Here is an 18,941-nt window from a genome sequence, read left to right on the forward strand (position 1 = left end):
GGCATGCCGGGGAAGGCTGTGATGGCCGGGGCGAAGGTGTGGGCGCGGGCCGTCGACTCCTGCATGGCGGCGGCACCGTACTGGCGCAGGGTGTCGTCCGTGGCCGCCGCCAGCTCCAGGTAGGCGGCCGTGACGCCGGACTCCACCTGGCCCGCGAGGCGGGAGGCAGCCGAGGCGCTCGACGGGATCGAGGGGAGCGCGTACGAGGCCTCGGGCTCGACGGGCCGGCCGCCGCGGGCGGTGATGAGGGCGCGCAGTTCGTCGCGCCGCTCGCGGTGGGCGTCGAAGAGCGTGGCGAGGCGGGCCCGCAGGGAGCCGGTCGTGCGCGCGCCGAGCACCCCGTACGCGAAGATCGCGGCGTGCTCGGCCGCCAGGGCCTTGCCGAGCTTGCCGAGGTCGGCGGCGGAGGTGGCGCCGGCGGCCGCCGGCGGCGCTGGGGCCTTGACCGAGGAGCGGGAGTGGAGCGCCTCGCAGGCGCCGATGCTGGCGACGAGCTGGGCGAGCGACGGCGTGACGCCGGCGATCTGGCGGGGACGGGAGGCGGCGGCCTTACGTTCGAGGCCGCGCAGCCGCGAGAGCGTCACCTTCGGCGCGACCGCCGACGGGGAGGCCGCCGGAGGTGAGGCCGCCGATGGCGAGGCCGCGGCGGTCTGCGGCGTGGCGGTCTGCGGCGTGGCGGTCCCGGAGGGGGCGGCGGGGGTGAGGCCGGGGAAGCGCCTGCGGAGCTCGGCCAGGTGGGCCTCGTGCCGCTCACGGTAGGGCGCGAGCGTGCCGGAGCCCTTGGCGATCAACGCCGCGTAGAGGGAGATCGTGTGCTGCTTCTCGGCGATGAGCACGCGGGCGAGCGCCTGGTCGGGGGTGTCGGGGGCCTTCGACGGGGGGCCGGCCTCGCGCGGCGCGCTGCAGCCGGTGAGCGCCAGCACGACCGCTCCGGCCGCCAGCGCGGCTCGCCGGGAGAGGTGAGGCTGGCGCACGAGCAGGGACCTCCAGTGTTACGGACCGCAGAAAGCATCGTACGGGCTCATGCCCCCGGCGGGGGTCAGGCGCGAGCCGTGCCGAGTGACGCTTCCTCCGCCCCTTCCTACAGATAGGGTGTCAACTGTCGTCGCTGGCTGAGCGGCCAGACGGCGGGAGAGCCAGAGGCGAGGTCCGCCCGGCTGTGACATGACAATAGGGGAGGTCGATATGGGCAGCGCATCACCCCGCGACCACCTGATGAAGCTCCTGGAGCCCGTGGTCGCCGCGGAGGGCCTCGATCTTGAGGACGTGACGGTCACGCAGGCCGGGAAGCGGAAGCTGCTGCGCGTGATCGTCGACCGTGACGGCGGCGTGAGCCTCGACGACGTGGCCGACGTGAGCCAGGCCGTCTCGGCGGCCCTCGACGAGGACGACGCGATGGGCCAGGCGGCCTACACGCTGGAGGTGTCCTCGCCGGGCGTCGACCGGCCGCTGACGGAGCCGCGCCACTGGCGGCGGGCGGCGAAGCGGCTGGTGAAGGCCGAGCTGCGGGACGGCACGGTGATCGAGGGCCGGGTGCTCGCCGCCGACGACAGCGGTGTCGACCTCGACGTCGAAGGAGCCGGGCGCAGGCTCGACTATCAGGACCTGACCCTGGGCAGGGTGCAGGTGGAGTTCCGCCGGTTCGACGACGTCGACGGCGACGAAGGCTAAGGGGGAAGCCTCGTGGACATCGACATGAGCGTCCTGCGCAGCCTGGAGCGGGAGAAGGACATCTCCTTCGACCTGGTCGTCAAGGCGATCGAGGACGCGCTGCTGATCGCGTACTTCCGCACGGACGGCGCGGCGCCCAAGGCGCGCGCCGAGCTCGACCGCTCCAGCGGTCACGTGACGATCTGGGCGGCGGAGCTCGACGAGGACGGCGAGATCGTCCGGGAGTTCGACGACACTCCAGGCAATTTCAGCAGGATCGCCGCGACCACCGCCAAGCAGGTCATCCTGCAGCAGCTGCGCGACGCCGAGGACGAGATCAACTTCGGCGAGTTCGCCAGCCGCGAGGGCGAGCTGGTCTCCGGCGTGATCCAGCAGGGCAAGGACCCGCGGGTGGTGCTGGTCGACCTCGGCAAGATCGAGGCCGTGCTGCCGGCGCACGAGCAGGTCCCCGGTGAGGAATACGGGCACGGCGAGCGCATCCGCGCCTACGTGGTGCAGGTGAAGAAGGGCCACAAGGGCCCGTCGGTCACGCTGTCGCGTACCCACCCCGGCCTGGTGAAGAAGCTGTTCGCGCTGGAGGTGCCGGAGATCGCCGACGGCACCGTGGAGATCGCCGCGGTGGCCCGCGAGGCCGGCCACCGCACCAAGATCGCCGTACGGTCCCGCAAGCCGGGGGTCAACGCGAAGGGCGCCTGCATCGGCCCGATGGGCTCGCGCGTCCGCAACGTGATGACCGAGCTGCACGGCGAGAAGATCGACATCATCGACTGGTCGGAGGACCCGGGGGAGTTCGTGGGGAATGCCCTGTCTCCCGCCCGTGTTTCCAACGTCGAGGTTCTCGATCTCGACGGGCGGGTGGCACGGGTGATCGTGCCCGACTACCAGCTCTCGCTGGCCATCGGCAAGGAGGGGCAGAATGCCCGGCTTGCCGCGCGGCTGACGGGCTGGCGGATCGACATCCGTCCCGATACCCAGGCCGAGGATGCCGCCGGTTCCGTAGATGCGTCGACACGGTAAGCTGGAATATGGTTGCCACGCGACCCCACAGCGTACCTGTGTGGGTTGCAGGGTTCGCACGGCAAAGTCCGAGCTGCTCCGTTTGGCGCGGGTCGAGGACCAAGTGGTCCCTGACCTGCGAGGACGGCTTCCCGGCCGGGGCGCATCGCTGCACCCGTCCGTGAGCTGTCTTGAGCTCGCCGAGCGTCGCCGAGCGTTCCCGCGCGCGTTCCGCGTGCCGGGGCCGCTTGACGTCTCGCGAGTGCGGGCGCACCTAGAAGGAGAACCACATGTCATGTAGGACGCCGAGTTGATGGGGCGGAGTCAGATTGCTATGAGCGCCTGATGAGCACGCGGCGATGAAGACGTCAAGGTAGCGACGGTCCGGACGGCACAGCCAGCCTCCCGGGCCGAGTAAGGGAGTGCAGTGGCGAAGGTCCGGGTATACGAGCTCGCTAAGGAGTTCGGCGTAGAGAGCAAGGTCGTGATGGCCAAGCTCCAGGAAATGGGAGAGTTCGTCCGTTCGGCGTCCTCGACCATAGAGGCGCCGGTCGTCCGCAGGCTCACCGAAGCTCTGGGCGCATCGAAGGGTGGGCCCTCCAGAGGCGGCGGTTCGCCGTCCAACAAGCCGCAGCCGCCGAGGGCTGCGCCCCGGCCGGCTGACAGCCAGGCCGGCAACGGCGCCCCGCAGGCGCCCGCTCCAGGTCCGCGTCCGGGTCCGGGTCCCAAGCCCGGCCCCCGTCCGGGTCCCGCGAGCGGCGGCACCACGCAGCGTCCGGCGGTGCCCATGCCTCAGCAGCAGCCGCCGGCAGAGCCGGAGGCCGCGCGCGGCGAGACGTCGGGTGCGCCGCAGGCGCGCTTCGACAGTGGCACCACGGGCGCCACGCGCCCGACTCCGGGTCCGCGTCCGGGCCCTGCCGCCCGTCCGGGTCCCAAGCCCGGTCCGGCGCCCCGTCCGGGCACGCCGGCCGGCGGCGGTGGCGGCGGCGGCGGGCAGGCCCCGCGTCCCGGGGCTCCCGCCGGTGGCGGTCCGCGTCCCGGTCCCGGCCCGAAGCCGGGCCCGCGTGGCCCGCGTCCGGGCAACAACCCGTTCTCGTCGAACGCCAGCGGCATGGGGCAGTCCCGGCCGCCGCGTCCCGGCGGCAACCGTGAGGGCGGCGACCGCGGCCCGCGCGAGCGTCGTGAGGGTCCGCCGCGTGACGGCGCGATGCCCCGTCCGCCGCAGAACCGCGGCGACGGCGGCGCCAGGCCGGCGCCCGGCCCCCGTCCGGGTCCGCCCGGTGCGGCGGGTCCGCGTCCGGGTCCCGGCGCCGGTGGCCCCCGTCCGGGGGGTCCGCGTCCCAACCCGATGATGATGCCGCAGGGTCGTCCTGCCGGCCCCGGTGGCGGCGGCGGTGGCCGTCCGGGTGGCGGCGGTGGCGGCGGCGGTCGTCCCGGTGGCGGCGGTGGCCGTCCCGGTGGCGGCGGCGGTGGCGGTCGTCCCGGTGGCGGCGGCGGTTTCGCCGGTCGCCCGGGTGGCGGCGGCACCGGCCAGCGCACGGGCACCGGCGGTCCCGGTGGCGGCGGCTTCGGCGGTCGTCCTGGCGGCGGTGGCCGTGGTCGTGGCGGCGGCACGGCGGGAGCCTTCGGGCGTCCCGGTGGCCGTCCCGCGCGTGGCCGCAAGTCCAAGCGTCAGAGGCGCCAGGAGTTCGACAACATGTCGGCGCCGGCGATCGGCGGTGTGCAGGTCGCTCGCGGCAACGGCGCGACGATCCGCCTGCCGCGCGGCGCCTCGCTGTCCGACTTCGCCGACCGGATCGGCGCGAACCCCGCCGCCCTCGTGCAGATCATGCTGCACCTGGGCGAGATGGTGACCGCCACCCAGTCGGTCAACGAGGAGACGTTGCAGCTCCTCGGCGCCGAGCTGGACTACAACATCCAGGTCGTCAGCCCGGAGGAGGAGGACCGCGAGCTTCTCGAGGCCTTCGACATCGAGTTCGGCGAGGACGAGGGCGACGAGGCCGACCTGGCCGCGCGTCCGCCGGTCGTGACCGTCATGGGTCACGTCGACCACGGTAAGACCAAGCTGCTCGACGCCATCCGCAAGACCAACATCGTGGCGCGCGAGGCGGGTGGCATCACCCAGCACATCGGTGCCTACCAGGTCGCCGCGGAGCACGAGGGCGAAGAGCGCAAGATCACCTTCATCGACACCCCGGGTCACGAGGCGTTCACCGCCATGCGTGCCCGTGGCGCGAAGTCCACGGACATCGCGGTGCTGGTGGTCGCGGCCGACGACGGCGTGAAGCCGCAGACGATCGAGGCGCTCAACCACGCCCAGGCGGCCGACGTGCCGATCGTGGTCGCGGTCAACAAGGTCGACAAGGAGGGCGCCGACCCCAACAAGGTCAGGGCCCAGCTCACCGAGTACGGCCTGGTGGCGGAGGAGTACGGCGGCTCGACGCTGTTCGTCAACATCTCCGCCCTCAAGGGAGAGGGCATCGAGGACCTCCTCGAGGCCATCGTCCTGACCGCCGACGCCGAGCTCGACCTGCGGGCCAACCCGACGATGGACGCGCAGGGCATCGCGATCGAGGCGCACCTCGACAAGGGGCGCGGCCCGGTGGCGACCGTCCTGGTCCAGCGCGGCACGCTGCGCGTCGGCGACTCGATCGTCTGTGGCGAGGCCTTCGGCCGCGTCCGGGCGATGCTCGACGACACCGGCGAGCCGGTCGACGAGGCCACGCCGTCGCGTCCCGTCCTGGTGATGGGTCTGACGGCCGTGCCGAGCGCCGGTGACAACTTCATCGTGGTCACCGACGACCGGATGGCCCGGCAGATCGCCCAGCAGCGCGCGGCGCGCAAGCGCAGCGCGGACATGGCGAAGTCGAGCCGTCGCCGCACCCTCGAAGAGCTGTTCAGCGACCTTGAGAAGGGTCGTGTCGACGAGCTCAAGCTCATCATCAAGGGTGACGTGTCCGGTTCGGTGGAGGCCCTGGAAGACGCCCTGCTCAAGATCGACGTCGGCGACGAGGTCAGGCTTCGTGTCCTGCACCGCGCGGTCGGCGCGATCACCGAGTACGACGTCAACCTGGCCGTCGCCGACGACAACGCGGTCATCATCGGCTTCAACGTCCGGCCCGAGCCCCGGGCCCGCGACCTGGCCGAGCGCGAGGGCGTCGACATCCGCTACTACTCGGTCATCTACCAGGCGATCGAGGAGATCGAGGCGGCCCTCAAGGGCATGCTCAAGCCCGAGTTCGAAGAGGTCCAGATGGGCACCGCCGAAGTCCGCGAGGTCTTCAAGGTGCCGAAGATCGGCAACGTCGCCGGTTCGCTGGTCCGCTCCGGCACGATCGTGCGCAACAGCAAGGCCAGGATCATCCGCGACGGCGTCGTCATCGCGGACAACCTGACCGTGTCGTCGCTGCGCCGCTTCAAGGATGACGCGACCGAGGTCCGTGAGGGCTTCGAGTGCGGTATCGGGGTCGGCTACAGCGACATCAGGATCGACGACGTCATCGAGACGTTCGAGATGCGGGAGAAGCCGCGGGCCTGACCCGTGGCCGGGCGCCCGGCGGACCATCCGCCGGGCGCCTTCCGCACGCCTGGGCAGGGTCGCCGCCGCACCAGGCCGGGCGTGCACCAGACACCAGCACAAGCGGCGCTAGCCAACGATGTATGTGGGTGCGCTTACCCTGGACATCCTGCTCGGCGACGTGCATTCGCTGAAGCAGAAGCGATCCGTCGTGCGGCCTCTGGTCGCCGAGCTCCAGCGGCGCTTTCCGGGCGTCGCCGTGGCCGAGACCGGCCATCACGACCTGCACCGCAGGGCCGAGGTCGGAATCGCGGTGGTATCCGCCTCAGCGGGTAACTGCAAAGAGGTGATGGACTCCTGCGAACGGCTGGTGGCCTTCCGCCCCGAGATCGAGCTGCTGTCAGCCAGGCAGCGGATCTACAACGACGAAGAGTGAACGACAGCACGACGGCCCCGTCGTGCATGAGGGGGGAGCGAACATGGTGGATGCCGCACGAGCGCGCAAGCTCGCCGATCGCATCCAGCAGATCGTCGCCGAGATGCTGGAGCGCCGGATCAAGGACCCGCGCCTGGGCTTCGTCACCGTGACCGACACGCGGATCACCGCCGACCTGCGCGAGGCGACGGTGTTCTACACGGTGTTCGGCTCCGACGCCGAGCGCGCCGACAGCGCGGCCGCGCTGGAGAGCGCCAAGGGCATCATCCGCTCCGAGGTCGGCCGCCAGACCGGCGTCCGCTTCACCCCGACGCTCACCTTCCGGCACGACCCGCTGCCCGACAACGCCCGCCAGCTCGACGACCTGATCAACGCCGCCAGGGCGAGGGACGCCGAGGTGGCGGCGAAGGCGGCGGGCGCCGCCTACGCCGGCGAGGCCGACCCCTACCGCAAGCCCGACGAGGAGGACGACGAGCAGGCGGGACCCGCGGCGTGACACCCGACGTGCGCGACAGGCTCGACCGCCCGCCCCGCGTCTACGCGGACACGGCGCAGCCGGCGAGCTCGCCGGTGCCCGAGTCGGCGTGGCGGCGTGCCGTCCAGCTCATCTCGCAGACCGACGACATCGCGCTGGCCTGCCACGTGTCGCCGGACGGTGACGCGCTCGGCTCGATGCTGGCCGTCGGCTTCGTGCTGCGGTCGATGGGCAAGCGCGTCGCCGCCTCGTTCGGTGACCAGGACTTCACGGTGCCGCGCCTGCTGAGGTTCGTGCCCGGCCAGGAGATGCTGGTGCCACCGGCGGACTACCCGGCCGAGCCCGACTTGATGATCACCTTCGACTCGCCCTCGATCGGCCGGCTGGGCCTGCTCGGTGAGAGCGTCCGGCAGGCGCACCAGCTCATCGTGATCGACCACCATCCGTCCAACGACGGCTTCGGCACCCTGGACCTCATCGACCCGGGCGCCCCGGCGACGGCCATCCTGGCCGAGCAGCTCATCTACCGGCTCGGCGGCACGCTCGACCGTGACATCGCCACCTGTTTGTACGCGGGGCTGGTGACCGACACCGGGTCGTTCCGGCACTCCTCGACCACGCCCGCCGCGCACGAGATGGCCGCGCGGCTGGTGGCGACCGGGCTGCACCCCGACGAGATCGCCAGGGAGCTGTGGGATCGTTCCCCGTTCGGCTACCTGAAGGTGCTCGCCGCCGCGCTCGACCGGGTGGTGCTCGACGACGGCCTGGTGTGGACGTACGTGACCCGCGTCGACCGGGCCGCCCAGGGCCTGCCGTACTCCGAGCTCGAAGGGCTCATCGACGTGGTGCGCCGCACCGACGAGGCGGAGGTGGCGGCGGTGCTGAAGGAGGACGACCAGGGCGCCTGGCAGGTGTCGACGAGGTCGAAGGGCCGCGTCGACGTGGCGGCGGTCTGTGCCGCGCTGGGCGGCGGCGGCCATCACAACGCGGCAGGGTTCACCTCGCACGACAGTGTCGAGGAGACCGTGGCCAAGTTCCGGGAACTGCTGAGAGAGGCGTGATGGCCGAAAGTGGCCTGATCATCGTTGACAAGCCGGCCGAGTGGACGTCGCACGACGTGGTGGCCAAGCTGCGCCGCCTGGCGGGCACCCGCCGCGTCGGGCACGCGGGCACGCTCGACCCGATGGCGACGGGCGTGCTGGTGGTGGGCGTGGAGAAGGCGACCCGGCTGCTCGGGCACCTGGCGCTGACGGAGAAGGTGTACGAGACCACGATCCGGCTGGGCGTCACCACCAACACCGACGACGCCGAGGGGCTGGTCACGGCCACGGTCTCGGCGTCGGGCGTGTCCCCGGAACGCGTCCACGAGGGCGTCGCGGCGCTCACGGGGGAGATCATGCAGATCCCGCCCCAGGTCAGCGCTATCAAGGTCGACGGGCAGCGGGCCTACAAGCTGGCCCGCGCCGGCGAGGACGTGCAGCTGAAGGCGCGGCCGGTGACGGTGTACGGCTTCGATGTCACCGATGTCCGGAAAAAGGATGACCTGGTGGACGTGGATGCCACCATTCGCTGCTCGTCCGGGACCTACATCCGGGCGCTGGCCCGTGACCTGGGCGCCGGGCTCGGCGTCGGCGGGCACCTCACCGCGCTGCGCCGTACCCGGGTGGGCCCGTACGACCTGAGCAGGGCCAGGACGATCGAGCAGCTCGCGGAGGAGTGCGTGGTGCTGCCGATCGGGGAGGCGGTCGCGGCGGCGTTCCCGCGCCGGGACGTGACGCCCGAGGAGGCGCGCGTGGTCCGGCACGGCGGCAGGCTGCCGGCGGCCGGTCTCGGCAAGGGGCCGATCGGCATGTTCGGGCCCGACGGGGAGCTGCTGGCGCTGGTGGAGGAGCAGGGCCGGCTGGCCAAGCCGCTGGCGGTGTTCGTCTCCTAGGCGGGCTCGCGTGCGATCAGGCGGGTTTGCGCGCGACCATGATGTCGCGCACGATCGCCTGGTCGACCCAGTGCTCGAAGTCGGGATAGCCGACCACGTCGAGGCCGGCGGCGGCGAGGATCCCGGCGAGCTCGTCGCGGGTGCCGCCGTAGGTGTTCCAGGAGATGCCGAGCGCGCCGCCGGGCCGCAGCAGCTCGGCCCAGACGGGCGCGGCCTTCCTGATCAGCTCCAGCGGGCTGCGCGACAGCCCGCCGCCGCCCTTGCTGCCGTGCTGCACGCCGTAGGGGGCGTCGGTGGCGATGAGGTGGAACGTGGCCGGCTTGAAGAACTCGCGCGCGCGCAGGGTGTCGGCGTTGACCATCGAGACGTGCTGCGTGTCGCCGGCCTTGAACGCCTCCTTGGTCAGCCCGAACGTCACCTGCAGCCGCCGCCCGACCAGGGCGCGCTCGCGCCGGACCGGCACGGTGTCGGCCGTGTGCTTGAACCGCTTGTCGCGCAGCCACTTCTTGACGAAGCCCGAGTAGGCCTCGAAGTCCTTGGTGTCCACGTCAACGCCATAGGCGTCATATCCGTACATGAGGGCCTGGTTGAGCGTCGTGCCGCGCCCGCACATCGGGTCGAACACGGACAACCTTGAGTCCATCGGGAAGTCGGTGGCCAGCGCGGTGACGTTGAGCAGCAGCTTGGTGAAGTGCTCGTTGGTCTTGCCGGCGTATTTCTGGATCGTGATCAGGTCGCTGCTCAGCCGGTCGAGCGGGCTCATCGCCAGCGGCCGCAGCAGCTCGCCCGCCAGCTCGAACAGCGCGTAGACCGACGACAGGTTGGACAGCCGCGCGACGTCGGCCCCGTCGAGCGGCCCGGCCGTCTCGAACGTGACGTAGGGCAGGCCGCCGATCAGCCGTTCCTCGATGCCCGACAGGCCGCCCCCCAGCGCCCGGTCGCTGAAGACCGCCAGCTCGGAACGGGTGAGCCGGGCCGCGCTCTCGCCGTAGACGCGATTGAAGGCAGGCAGGATGAGAAAGGCGTATCGAGGCATGGTGGGGACGATCGTACCCGCCCGATTGCGGGGATCGGGGACACGCATGGCAGGCTTGTGGACGGATTGATCCGCCACGAAGCGAATGGGGCCGGGCGTGCGGGATTCGGAGAGGTCTGTCGTCACGATCGGCGTGTTCGACGGGGTGCACCGGGGCCACCAGCGGGTGGCCGCGCGGGCCGTGGAGATCGCCCGCGAGCGGGGGATGCGGTCGGTGGCGCTCACGTTCGAGCCGCATCCGGAGGAGGTCGTGCGGCCCGGCTACCGGCCGCTGCGGCTGACCATGGCGCGCCGCCGGGCCGATCTGCTGACCGGGCTGGGCGTGGAGGAGGTGCGGGTGCTCGGGTTCACGCTGGAGATGTCGGAGCTCAGCCCCGCCGAGTTCGCCCAGGAGGTGCTGGCCGACGACCTGCGCGCGGCCGTGGTCGTGGTGGGCGAGGACTTCGCGTTCGGCCACCGCGCCGCCGGTGACGCCGAGGTGCTGCGCGCGCTGGGCGACAAGTACGACTTCACCGTCGAGGAGGTGCCGCTGCTCGGCGCGATCTCCTCGACGGAGATCCGCCGCCGGGTGGCCGACGGCGACGTCGACGGCGCCGCCGGTGACCTGGGCCGCCCGCACCGGGTGGAGGGCGTCGTGGTGCGCGGCTACCAGCGTGGCCGCCGGCTCGGCTTCCCGACGGCCAACGTCGAGACCCCGCCGCAGACGGCCATCCCCGCCGACGGCGTCTACGCCGGCTGGCTGGAGTGCGTGCCCGTGGCCAACCTGCCCGCCCTCTACGAGGGCGAGCGCTGGCCGGCCGCCATCTCCGTCGGCACCAACCCCACGTTCGAGGGGGTGCCGCGCACCGTCGAGGCGTACGCGCTCGACCGCGACGACCTGGAGCTGTACGGCGTGCACGTGGCGGTGGAGTTCGCGGCACGGCTGCGGGGCAACACCCGCTTCGACTCGATCGAGGATCTCGTCGCGCAGATCCACGCCGACGTCGACGAGGCCAGGCGCCTGACCTCCTAACGCAGCGAGTCCAGCAGCCTCGACAGGGCGGCCAGCGTGTCCTCCAGGTCGCCCGGCCGGGCCGATCTGGCCAGCCAGAGCACCGCCTCGTTCATCGCGCCCGACAGCAGGTGGGTCAGCGGCGCGACGGGCTGGGGCGCGATCGTGCCGTCCTCGATCAGCGCGTTCAGCGCCTCGGCCAGGTGCCGGGCGGAGGCGGCCTCGTCGATCGCCCGCCACTCGCTCCAGCCCAGCACGGCGGGCCCGTCGATCAGCATGATCCGCTGCACCTCGGGGTCGGCGCCGGCCGTCATGAACGCGGCGCAGCCCGCCTTGAGCTGCGCCCACGCGTCGGGCTCGGCGTCGGCGGCGGCCGCCCCCCGGGCCGCGACGTCCTGCTGCACCTCTTCCAGCACGGCCCTGAACAGCTCTGCCTTGCCGTCGAAGTGGTGGTAGAGCGCGCCCTTGGTCACGCCTGACTCGCGCACGATCTCGGCCAGCCCCACCGCCGCGTAGCCGTGCCCGGCGAACAGTCGTCTCGCCACGGCGATCAGTGTCGTCCTGGTGCGCTCGCGCTGCTCGGCCCTGGTCATCTCGCGCCTCCGTTGACATACCGTCGGTATGCCATTTAGCGTACCATCGGTATGCGAAAGGGGATGGGCATGGAGCTCAGCAGTTACTATCCGGTTGTCTGTACCGACAAGGTGGGCGAGTCGCGCGACTTCTACGTCGACCTGTTCGGGTTCGAGGTGACGTTCGAGGCCGACTGGTACGTGAGCCTGCGCCGCGGCCGGCACGAGCTGGCGCTGCTGGACCACACGCACCCGACGCTGCCCGAGGCGTACCGCAAGAAGGTCGCCGGCGTGCTGCTCAACTTCGAGGTCGCCGACGTCGACGCCGAGTGGCGGCGGCTCGTCGTCGACGGCGGCCTGACCCCCGAGCTGGAGCTGCGCAGCGAGGACTTCGGCCAGCGGCACTTCATCGTCGCCGACCCCAGCGGCGTGCTGATCGACGTCATCACCCCGATCGAGCCCGCCGGGGAGTACGCGGCGCAGTATGTGTGAGCAGCACCCGGGGCGCGATGGTAACCTTGCATGTCGGCTCTGTAACGGTGGCGCCGAGCGCTGCCCTGACGGCCTTCGCGCGGCGACTGTAGGCACGCACGGTCGTTCGCAACATCTCTGTTTCATTCACGCGTGCCCGTAGAAGAAGGAGAGCCGTGTCCCTCGACACCGCTGCCAAGAAGACCATCATCGCGGAGTACGCGACCGTCGACGGTGACACCGGGTCGCCCGAGGTTCAGATCGCGCTGCTCAGCAAGCGCATCAGCGAGCTGACCGAGCACCTGAAGACGCACAAGCACGACCACCACAGCCGTCGTGGCCTGCTTCTGCTCGTCGGCCGCCGGCGCCGCCTGCTGAAGTACCTGCAGAAGGTCGACATCGCGCGTTACCGTTCGCTCATCGAGCGGCTCGGCCTGCGCCGATAACATGGAAAGGGAGCGGCGGCCACGCCGCTCCCTTCTCATATGGGTCCGGCGCGTCGAGCGGCACCGCCGCACGCGCCTGACGTACAACTGAATATCCGAGACACTGAGAGCCCCCGCGTCCGCTCAGCACCATGCGACCCGCGACGCCTGCGGGCCGGTCCTCGGTAGTGGCTTCCGGTAACCAAGACCGGGCGCTTCGATCGAAGACCGGCGCTGCACCTACCAAGACGAGGGTGCCGGTGAAAAGGGCGCGGGAGACCGACTGACCAAGGAGGTCCCCCGTGGAGGGTGTCCACACCGCTGAAGCCGTCATCGACAACGGCTCATTCGGCACGCGCACGGTCCGGTTCGAGACCGGCCGGCTCGCGCGTCAGGCGGCCGGCAGTGCCGTCGCCTATCTCGACAACGACACGATGGTCCTGTCCGCGACCACCGCGTCCAAGAACCCCAAGGAAAACCTCGACTTCTTCCCGCTCACGGTCGACGTCGAGGAGCGCATGTACGCCGCGGGCCGCATCCCCGGCTCGTTCTTCCGGCGTGAGGGCCGTCCCTCCGAGGACGCCGTACTGACCTGCCGGCTGATCGACCGGCCGCTGCGCCCGTCGTTCGTCAAGGGCCTGCGCAACGAGATCCAGGTCGTCGCGACCGTCATGGCGCTCAACCCCGAGCACCTCTACGACGTGGTCGCCATCAACGCCGCGTCGCTGTCCACGCAGCTCGCCGGGCTGCCGTTCTCCGGCCCGATCGGCGGCGTCCGCGTCGCGCTGATCGACGGCCAGTGGGTGGCCTTCCCGACCCACCCCGAGCTGGAGCGGGCCACGTTCGACATGGTCGTGGCCGGCCGCCTGCTCGACGACGGCGACGTCGCGATCATGATGGTCGAGGCCGAGTCCACCCGCGACACGCTCAAGCTGGTCGCCGAGGGCGCCGTGGCCCCCACCGAGGAGACGGTCGCGGAGGGCCTGGAGGCCGCCAAGCCGTTCATCAAGGTGCTGTGCGAGGCGCAGGGCCGCATCGCGCAGGTCGCCGCCAAGGAGACCGCCGAGTACCCCATCTTCCTTGACTACCAGGAGGATGTCTCCGCCGCCGTCGAGTCCGCGGTGAAGACCGAGCTGGCCGCCGCGCTCACCATCGCCGGCAAGCAGGAGCGCGAGAACGAGCTCGACAAGATCAAGGCGCTGGCGGCCGAGAAGCTGCTGCCGGAGTTCGAGGGCCGCGAGAAGGAGATCTCCGCCGCCTATCGCTCGGTGATGAAGAAGCTCATGCGTGAGCGGGTCGTCAACGAGGGCGTGCGCATCGACGGCCGGGGCACCAAGGACATCCGCGCCCTGTCGGCCGAGGTCCACGTGGTGCCGCGGGTGCACGGCTCGGCCCTGTTCGAGCGTGGCGAGACCCAGATCCTGGGCATCACCACCCTCAACATGCTGCGCATGGAGCAGGTCATCGACACGCTCAACCCCGACCGCACCAAGCGCTACATGCACAACTACAACTTCCCGCCTTACTCCACCGGTGAGACGGGCCGCGTGGGCTCGCCCAAGCGCCGCGAGATCGGCCACGGCGCGCTCGCCGAGCGCGCGCTCATCCCGGTCCTGCCCTCGCGCGAGGAGTTCCCGTACGCGATCCGGCAGGTCTCCGAGGCGCTCGGCTCCAACGGCTCGACCTCGATGGGCTCGGTCTGCGCCTCCACGATGGCGCTGCTCGACGCCGGTGTGCCGCTCAAGGAGATGGTCGCGGGCATCGCGATGGGCCTGATCGGCGAGGGTGACAGCTACGTCACGCTGACCGACATCCTGGGCGCCGAGGACGCCATGGGCGACATGGACTTCAAGGTCGCCGGCACCCGTGACGTCATCACCGCCCTGCAGCTCGACACCAAGCTCGACGGCATCCCCGCCTCGGTGCTGGCCGGCGCGCTCAAGCAGGCCAAGGGCGCCCGTCTGGCGATCCTCGACGTGATGCAGGAGGCCATCGCCTCCCCGGCCGAGATGAACCCGACGGCGCCGCGCATCATCACCATCAAGGTCCCGGTGGACAAGATCGGCGAGGTCATCGGCCCGAAGGGCAAGATGATCAACCAGATCCAGGACGACACGGGCGCCGAGATCACCATCGAGGACGACGGCACGATCTACATCGGCGCCACCGACGGCCCCTCGGCCGAGGCGGCCCGGTCGGCGATCAACGCCATCGCCAACCCGCACATGCCGGAGGTCGGCGAGCGCTACCTGGGCACGGTCGTCAAGATCGCGGCCTTCGGCGCGTTCGTCTCGCTGATGCCCGGCAAGGACGGCCTGCTGCACGTCTCCCAGATCCGCAAGCTGCACGGCGGCAAGCGGATCGAGAACGTGGAAGACGTCATGAGCGTCGGCGAGAAGGTCCAGGTGGAGATCGCCGAGATCGACGGCCGGGGCAAGCTCTCCCTCGTGCCCGTCGAGGTCATCGAGAAGGAGGCGGCCGAGAAGGCGGCCAAGGCCGAGGCCGGCGGCGACGCCGAGCCCGAGGCGGCGGCCCCCGCGGGCGACGACAAGCCGCGCGAGGAGCGTCCGCGCCGCACCCGCACCCGGGTCCGCGCCCCCCGTGCCGACGACGGCGACGACCGCAACTCGTGAGCACCACGACCACGTTGCATCCCGGCCGCGACGGGGCCGGGGTCGTCAAGCGCACCGTCCTCCCCGGTGGGCTGCGCGTGGTGACCGAGACCATGCCGACCGTGCGCAGTGTCGCGGTCGGCATGTGGGTCGGCATCGGCTCGCGTGATGAGGCCCCGGAGCACATGGGGGCCACCCACTTCCTGGAACACCTGCTGTTCAAGGGCACGCCCACCCGCGACGCCATGGAGATCTCGGCGTCGATCGAGGGCATCGGCGGGGAGATCAACGCCTTCACCGCCAAGGAGTACACCTGCTACTACGCGCGGGTGCTCGACGAGGACCTGCCGGTCGCCGTCGACGTGCTCGCCGACGTGGTGACCAGCTCGCTCGTCACGGGCGACGACGTCGAGTCGGAGCGGGGCGTGATCCTCGAGGAGATCGCCATGCACGACGACGACCCGTCGGACGTGGTGCACGAGCAGTTCGCGGCGGCGCTCTACGGCGACTCGCCGATCGGGCGGCCCATCCTCGGCACGGTCGAGTCGATCAACGAGCTCGGCCGCGACCGGATCGCCGAGTACTACCACCGCTACTACCGGCCGCTGCGCACGGTGGTGTCGGTGGCGGGCAACGTCCGCCACGAGGAGGTCGTGGAGCTGGTCATCCGGGCCTACGAGCGCTCGGGTGCCCTGACGGGCCCGGCCGACTACGCCCCGCCGCGCACCAGCGGTCCCGGCGCTCCGGCCCGCTCCGGGGTCAGGGTGCTCGACCGGCCGACCGAGCAGGCCAACCTGGTCCTCGGCACCACCGGCATGTCGCGCACCGACGACCGCCGCTTCGCGCTCGGCGTGCTCAACGCCGCGCTCGGCGGCGGCATGTCCTCGCGCCTGTTCCAGGAGATCCGGGAGAAGCGCGGCCTGGCCTACTCCGCCTACAGCTACATCTCGGCCTACGCCGACACCGGCCAGTTCGGCATCTACGTCGGCTGTCTGCCGTCGAAGATCGACGACGTGCTCAAGATCTGCCGGGACGAGGTGGCCAGGGTGGTGGCCGACGGCCTGACCGAGGACGAGATCGTCCGGGGCAAGGGCCAGATGCGCGGCGGGCTCGTGCTCGGCCTGGAGGACACCGGCTCGCGCATGTCCCGCATCGGCAAGAACGAGCTGGTCTACGACGAACTGCTCTCGGTGGACGAGGTGCTCGCCCGGATCGAGGAGGTCACCGCCGGCCAGATCGCCGACGTGGCCGCCGACGTGCTCAACCGGCCGCTCACGCTGGCCGTGATCGGGCCGTACGGGGACAAGGACTTCTCCGGCGCGATCGCCTGAGCGGTATAGGGTTGTCCCCGTGATCAGGGTAGGTGTGCTCGGCGCGCGAGGCCGCGTGGGCGTCGAGGTGTGCAGGGCTGTCGAGGCGGCCGCCGACATGGAGCTGGTGGCCGCGCTCGACAAGGACGACCCCGTCGAGGGCCTGGAAGGCGCGGAGGTGGTGGTCGACTTCACCCATCCCGACGTGGTCATGGGCAACCTGGAGTGGGCCATCGCGCACGGCGTGCACCCGGTGGTCGGCACGACCGGCTTCGACGCCGGTCGGCTCGACACGGTGCGCGGCTGGCTGGCCGCCTCGCCGGGCACCAACTGCCTCATCGCCCCCAACTTCGGCATCGCGGCCGTGCTCATGATGCACTTCGCCCAGCAGGCGGCGCGGCACTTCGAGTCGGTGGAGATCGTCGAGCTGCACCATCCCGGCAAGGCCGACGCCCCGTCGGGGACCGCCCGGCGCACCGCCGAGCTGGTGGCCGAGGCGCGCGCCAGGGCCGGGGCCGCCGCCATGCCCGACGCCACGAGCACCGAGCTCGACGGCGCGCGCGGCGCCGACGTCGACGGGGTGCGGGTGCACGCGGTGCGCCTGGCCGGGCTGATCGCCCACCAGGAGGTGCTGCTCGGCGGCGACGGCGAGACGCTCACGATCCGCCATGACACGATGAGCCGCTCCGCGTTCGCCCCCGGGGTGCTGCTCGGCGTGCGGCGGGTGCGTGAGCTGCCCGGCCTCACGGTGGGCCTGGAGCCTCTGCTCGACCTCTAGACAGGGCCGTGCCCACCACCTCGGATGAGGTCGCGGGCACGGGTGGAGGAGGGGGTCTCGGCTCCGCACAGCCGAGCCTACGATCATCACACTAATATCCGGAGGCGGCCGAGCCCGCAATCATGAGACCGTGTCGGCATGGTGCGATGGGCCGAAGCCGCTGATCTGCCCGGCCTGACGGCCGTGGAACTGGCCGCCGACGGGTTGTTCGAGCAGGTGGGCATCACGTTCCCGCCGGGCACGACGATGATCGAGGAGGTCGGCGACCCCGGCCGGGTGCTGGTGGAGGGCGAACCGCCTGACGGCTTCGCCCTGGTCGGTCAGGTCGACGGCGGCCTTCATCTCGAACAGCTGGCCGTGCGTCCCGACCGGATGCGCCGGGGCATCGGCGGCAGGCTCGTCGCGGCGGTCCTCGACCATGCCCGCGCCACCGGCGCCCCCGCCGTGACGCTGACGACCTTCCGCGACGTCCCGTGGAACGCGCCCTGGTACGAACGGCACGGCTTTCGCGTGCTGCCCGCCGGCGACTGGGGGCCGGAGCTGCGCGCGCTGGTGGAGCACGAGCGCGGACTGGGCATCGAGGTGGCGCCCCGGGTGGTCATGAGCGTCGTGCCCTAGCGATGGGCGGCGAGCCAGCCGGTGGCGAAGTCCACGGCGGCCGCCAGCGGGAACAGCCGGGCGGTCGCGTTCCCCACCCGGCCGCGCCGCACCTCCCGGGCCAGCTCGAACGCGGCGCCCAGGGCGGCGAAGTCACCCGCGTCCAGGTCCACGTCCACGAACTCGCACCACTCCCGCCCCCGGCCGTCGTCCACCACGCCGCGGTAGGACCGGCGCGGCGGATCGTCGCGGAAGCGGTATTCGGCGAGGTGGAAGGCGGTGCACCTGTCGTACCCGACGCCGAGCAGCAGGACGAGCGCCCCGGCGTCGTAGAGCCGGGCGAGCGGCGAGCGCTCGCCCAGCAGGCAGTCGCGGGCGTGGCCGTCGGTGATCGTGGCCGCTTGCGGGCCCACGGCGGCGAACGAGGTGTGCGGGTGAGAGCTGCGGAGTGCCCCCGGGAGTTGCCTGACGTGTTCGGGGATGCGGCCCATCAGGGTCGTCGGGGTGGCCGCCGGGTCGTAGGCGGGCATGGTGGCCCGATGGCGGGCGATCTCGCCGGCGCTCATCCCGGCCACGGCGGCGCGGTAGCAGGGCGAGGTGTCGGAGTTGGCCGGGGTCCCGGTGGGGACCGCGAGCGTGCCGTGCGGGCCGAGCAGATCACGCAGCGCGGCGACGACGGCCGGCGCGCCCCCATCGACGTGACCGAGGGCGCTGAGCGATGCGTGCACCAGGACGACCTGTCCCGGCTGGACGCCCAGCGCCGCGAAAGCACGCCTTAAATGGGGATAGTTGGGCATCTAACACCTCATTCCCGCTCAATGACACTTTCTATCCAAGAGAGTCGAATAAATGATCTTTCGCAATCAAATGGCCATATTTCGTGCTGGTGAGGCGTGCTTTCCGAGGTGACAGACGGCTGACGGGCCCCGGCCACTGCCATATAATTCGACGGGCCGTACGCGGCAAAATCCTGTATCCACTCCCCACTGAGGCGGGTCGTCGCCGTGGTCTTCGCCCCCAGTGAGCCTAAGGTCAACTCCGGGAGAGAACGGGGTGAGGCGGGGGGGTCTTTTTTACACAAACGAAGCCGCCCGCGGAAAGGGGTGGGGGAAGCTCGTGGG

At 71.4% G+C, this 18,941-nt stretch carries 19 protein-coding genes; 15 read left to right on the forward strand and 4 right to left on the reverse strand.

Annotated elements, in window-relative coordinates; genetic code table 11:
• The coding region (locus ADY59_RS52975) for a ferritin-like domain-containing protein (RefSeq protein WP_063780924.1) at positions 1 to 974 on the reverse strand (974 nt) is incomplete at its 3' end.
• A 211-nt stretch (positions 975 to 1,185) separates the two neighbouring features.
• Here ADY59_RS52975 and rimP point away from each other — a divergent pair.
• The 8 genes from rimP to truB all read left to right on the forward strand — a co-directional run bounded on the left by rimP (position 1,186) and on the right by truB (position 9,028).
• Positions 1,186 to 1,671: a ribosome maturation factor RimP gene (gene rimP, locus ADY59_RS39305; protein ID WP_049573851.1), complete on the forward strand. Its 486-nt coding sequence runs from the start codon at positions 1,186 to 1,188 to the stop codon at positions 1,669 to 1,671.
• 12 nt (positions 1,672 to 1,683) lie between these two features.
• Positions 1,684 to 2,688 carry a transcription termination factor NusA gene (nusA, locus tag ADY59_RS39310; RefSeq protein ID WP_049573854.1) on the forward strand — a complete coding sequence of 335 codons (1,005 nt, stop codon included), beginning with the start codon at positions 1,684 to 1,686 and terminating at the stop codon, positions 2,686 to 2,688.
• Positions 2,672 to 2,968, forward strand: coding sequence for a YlxR family protein (locus tag ADY59_RS49255; RefSeq protein WP_082310741.1), 297 nt, complete (start codon positions 2,672 to 2,674; stop codon positions 2,966 to 2,968). Before nusA ends, ADY59_RS49255 begins: the two co-directional genes overlap by 17 nt.
• 126 nt (positions 2,969 to 3,094) lie before the next feature.
• Positions 3,095 to 6,205 (forward strand): translation initiation factor IF-2, encoded by a 3,111-nt coding sequence (gene infB / locus ADY59_RS39315; RefSeq protein WP_049573856.1) that lies wholly within the window; start codon positions 3,095 to 3,097, stop codon positions 6,203 to 6,205.
• Between the two features lie 118 nt (positions 6,206 to 6,323).
• A complete protein-coding gene (locus tag ADY59_RS39320; RefSeq protein ID WP_049573859.1) occupies positions 6,324 to 6,620 on the forward strand; it encodes a DUF503 domain-containing protein in 297 nt (98 codons plus the stop codon).
• A 43-nt stretch (positions 6,621 to 6,663) separates the two neighbouring features.
• Complete coding sequence (gene rbfA, locus ADY59_RS39325) at positions 6,664 to 7,116, forward strand: 30S ribosome-binding factor RbfA (RefSeq protein ID WP_049573862.1); 453 nt, start codon at positions 6,664 to 6,666, stop codon at positions 7,114 to 7,116.
• Positions 7,113 to 8,156: a DHH family phosphoesterase gene (locus ADY59_RS39330; protein ID WP_053175552.1), complete on the forward strand. Its 1,044-nt coding sequence runs from the start codon at positions 7,113 to 7,115 to the stop codon at positions 8,154 to 8,156. Before rbfA ends, ADY59_RS39330 begins: the two co-directional genes overlap by 4 nt.
• Complete coding sequence (gene truB, locus ADY59_RS39335; protein ID WP_049573866.1) at positions 8,156 to 9,028, forward strand: tRNA pseudouridine(55) synthase TruB; 873 nt, start codon at positions 8,156 to 8,158, stop codon at positions 9,026 to 9,028. The genes ADY59_RS39330 and truB overlap by 1 nt, the downstream gene beginning before the upstream one ends.
• Before the next feature lie 16 nt (positions 9,029 to 9,044).
• Here truB and ADY59_RS39340 read toward each other — a convergent pair whose 3' ends face one another.
• Positions 9,045 to 10,064 carry a TRM11 family SAM-dependent methyltransferase gene (locus ADY59_RS39340; RefSeq protein ID WP_049573869.1) on the reverse strand — a complete coding sequence of 340 codons (1,020 nt, stop codon included), beginning with the start codon at positions 10,062 to 10,064 and terminating at the stop codon, positions 9,045 to 9,047.
• An 85-nt stretch (positions 10,065 to 10,149) separates the two neighbouring features.
• On the opposite strand from ADY59_RS39340, the gene ADY59_RS39345 reads away from it, so the two are divergent.
• Positions 10,150 to 11,076, forward strand: coding sequence for a bifunctional riboflavin kinase/FAD synthetase (locus ADY59_RS39345; protein WP_049573872.1), 927 nt, complete (start codon positions 10,150 to 10,152; stop codon positions 11,074 to 11,076).
• Here ADY59_RS39345 and ADY59_RS39350 read toward each other — a convergent pair.
• Entirely contained in the window at positions 11,073 to 11,648 is a 576-nt protein-coding gene (locus tag ADY59_RS39350) for a TetR/AcrR family transcriptional regulator (RefSeq protein ID WP_049573875.1), read from the reverse strand. The genes ADY59_RS39345 and ADY59_RS39350 overlap by 4 nt on opposite strands.
• 69 nt (positions 11,649 to 11,717) lie before the next feature.
• Between ADY59_RS39350 and ADY59_RS39355 the strand changes: the two genes are divergently transcribed.
• From ADY59_RS39355 to ADY59_RS39380, 6 genes are all read left to right on the forward strand, one after another.
• Entirely contained in the window at positions 11,718 to 12,119 is a 402-nt protein-coding gene (locus tag ADY59_RS39355; RefSeq protein ID WP_049573878.1) for a VOC family protein, read from the forward strand.
• 155 nt (positions 12,120 to 12,274) lie between these two features.
• The gene (gene rpsO, locus ADY59_RS39360; protein WP_049573881.1) at positions 12,275 to 12,544 is read left to right on the forward strand and encodes a 30S ribosomal protein S15; all 270 of its coding nucleotides are present in this window, start codon (positions 12,275 to 12,277) and stop codon (positions 12,542 to 12,544) included.
• A gap of 281 nt (positions 12,545 to 12,825) precedes the next feature.
• Positions 12,826 to 15,156: a polyribonucleotide nucleotidyltransferase gene (locus ADY59_RS39365; protein ID WP_049573884.1), complete on the forward strand. Its 2,331-nt coding sequence runs from the start codon at positions 12,826 to 12,828 to the stop codon at positions 15,154 to 15,156.
• The gene (locus ADY59_RS39370) at positions 15,153 to 16,466 is read left to right on the forward strand and encodes a M16 family metallopeptidase (RefSeq protein WP_049573886.1); all 1,314 of its coding nucleotides are present in this window, start codon (positions 15,153 to 15,155) and stop codon (positions 16,464 to 16,466) included. The genes ADY59_RS39365 and ADY59_RS39370 overlap by 4 nt, the downstream gene beginning before the upstream one ends.
• A gap of 19 nt (positions 16,467 to 16,485) precedes the next feature.
• Positions 16,486 to 17,223: a 4-hydroxy-tetrahydrodipicolinate reductase gene (gene dapB, locus ADY59_RS39375; RefSeq protein ID WP_049573888.1), complete on the forward strand. Its 738-nt coding sequence runs from the start codon at positions 16,486 to 16,488 to the stop codon at positions 17,221 to 17,223.
• Between the two features lie 138 nt (positions 17,224 to 17,361).
• Positions 17,362 to 17,841, forward strand: a complete 480-nt coding sequence (locus ADY59_RS39380; protein WP_049573891.1) for a GNAT family N-acetyltransferase — start codon at positions 17,362 to 17,364, stop codon at positions 17,839 to 17,841.
• Here ADY59_RS39380 and ADY59_RS39385 read toward each other — a convergent pair.
• Entirely contained in the window at positions 17,838 to 18,617 is a 780-nt protein-coding gene (locus ADY59_RS39385; RefSeq protein WP_049573894.1) for an aminoglycoside N(3)-acetyltransferase, read from the reverse strand. The genes ADY59_RS39380 and ADY59_RS39385 overlap by 4 nt on opposite strands.
• Between the last annotated feature and the right edge of the window lie 324 nt (positions 18,618 to 18,941).

Source organism: Nonomuraea sp. SBT364, from assembly GCF_001083785.1.
Lineage (GTDB): Bacteria > Actinomycetota > Actinomycetes > Streptosporangiales > Streptosporangiaceae > Nonomuraea.

What these genes read in the sequence shown, in the direction of transcription:
- ADY59_RS39340 (WP_049573869.1), bottom strand. Translation starts at nt 10,064, where the DNA reads ATGCCTCGATACGCCTTTCTCATCCTGCCTGCCTTCAATCGCGTCTAC.
- truB (WP_049573866.1), top strand. Translation starts at nt 8,156, where the DNA reads ATGGCCGAAAGTGGCCTGATCATCGTTGACAAGCCGGCCGAGTGGACG.
- ADY59_RS39385 (WP_049573894.1), bottom strand. Translation starts at nt 18,617, where the DNA reads ATGCCCAACTATCCCCATTTAAGGCGTGCTTTCGCGGCGCTGGGCGTC.
- ADY59_RS39345 (WP_049573872.1), top strand. Translation starts at nt 10,150, where the DNA reads ATGGGGCCGGGCGTGCGGGATTCGGAGAGGTCTGTCGTCACGATCGGC.
- ADY59_RS49255 (WP_082310741.1), top strand. Translation starts at nt 2,672, where the DNA reads ATGCGTCGACACGGTAAGCTGGAATATGGTTGCCACGCGACCCCACAG.
- ADY59_RS39350 (WP_049573875.1), bottom strand. Translation starts at nt 11,648, where the DNA reads ATGACCAGGGCCGAGCAGCGCGAGCGCACCAGGACGACACTGATCGCC.
- ADY59_RS39380 (WP_049573891.1), top strand. Translation starts at nt 17,362, where the DNA reads ATGGTGCGATGGGCCGAAGCCGCTGATCTGCCCGGCCTGACGGCCGTG.
- rimP (WP_049573851.1), top strand. Translation starts at nt 1,186, where the DNA reads ATGGGCAGCGCATCACCCCGCGACCACCTGATGAAGCTCCTGGAGCCC.
- ADY59_RS39320 (WP_049573859.1), top strand. Translation starts at nt 6,324, where the DNA reads ATGTATGTGGGTGCGCTTACCCTGGACATCCTGCTCGGCGACGTGCAT.
- rbfA (WP_049573862.1), top strand. Translation starts at nt 6,664, where the DNA reads ATGGTGGATGCCGCACGAGCGCGCAAGCTCGCCGATCGCATCCAGCAG.
- ADY59_RS39355 (WP_049573878.1), top strand. Translation starts at nt 11,718, where the DNA reads ATGGAGCTCAGCAGTTACTATCCGGTTGTCTGTACCGACAAGGTGGGC.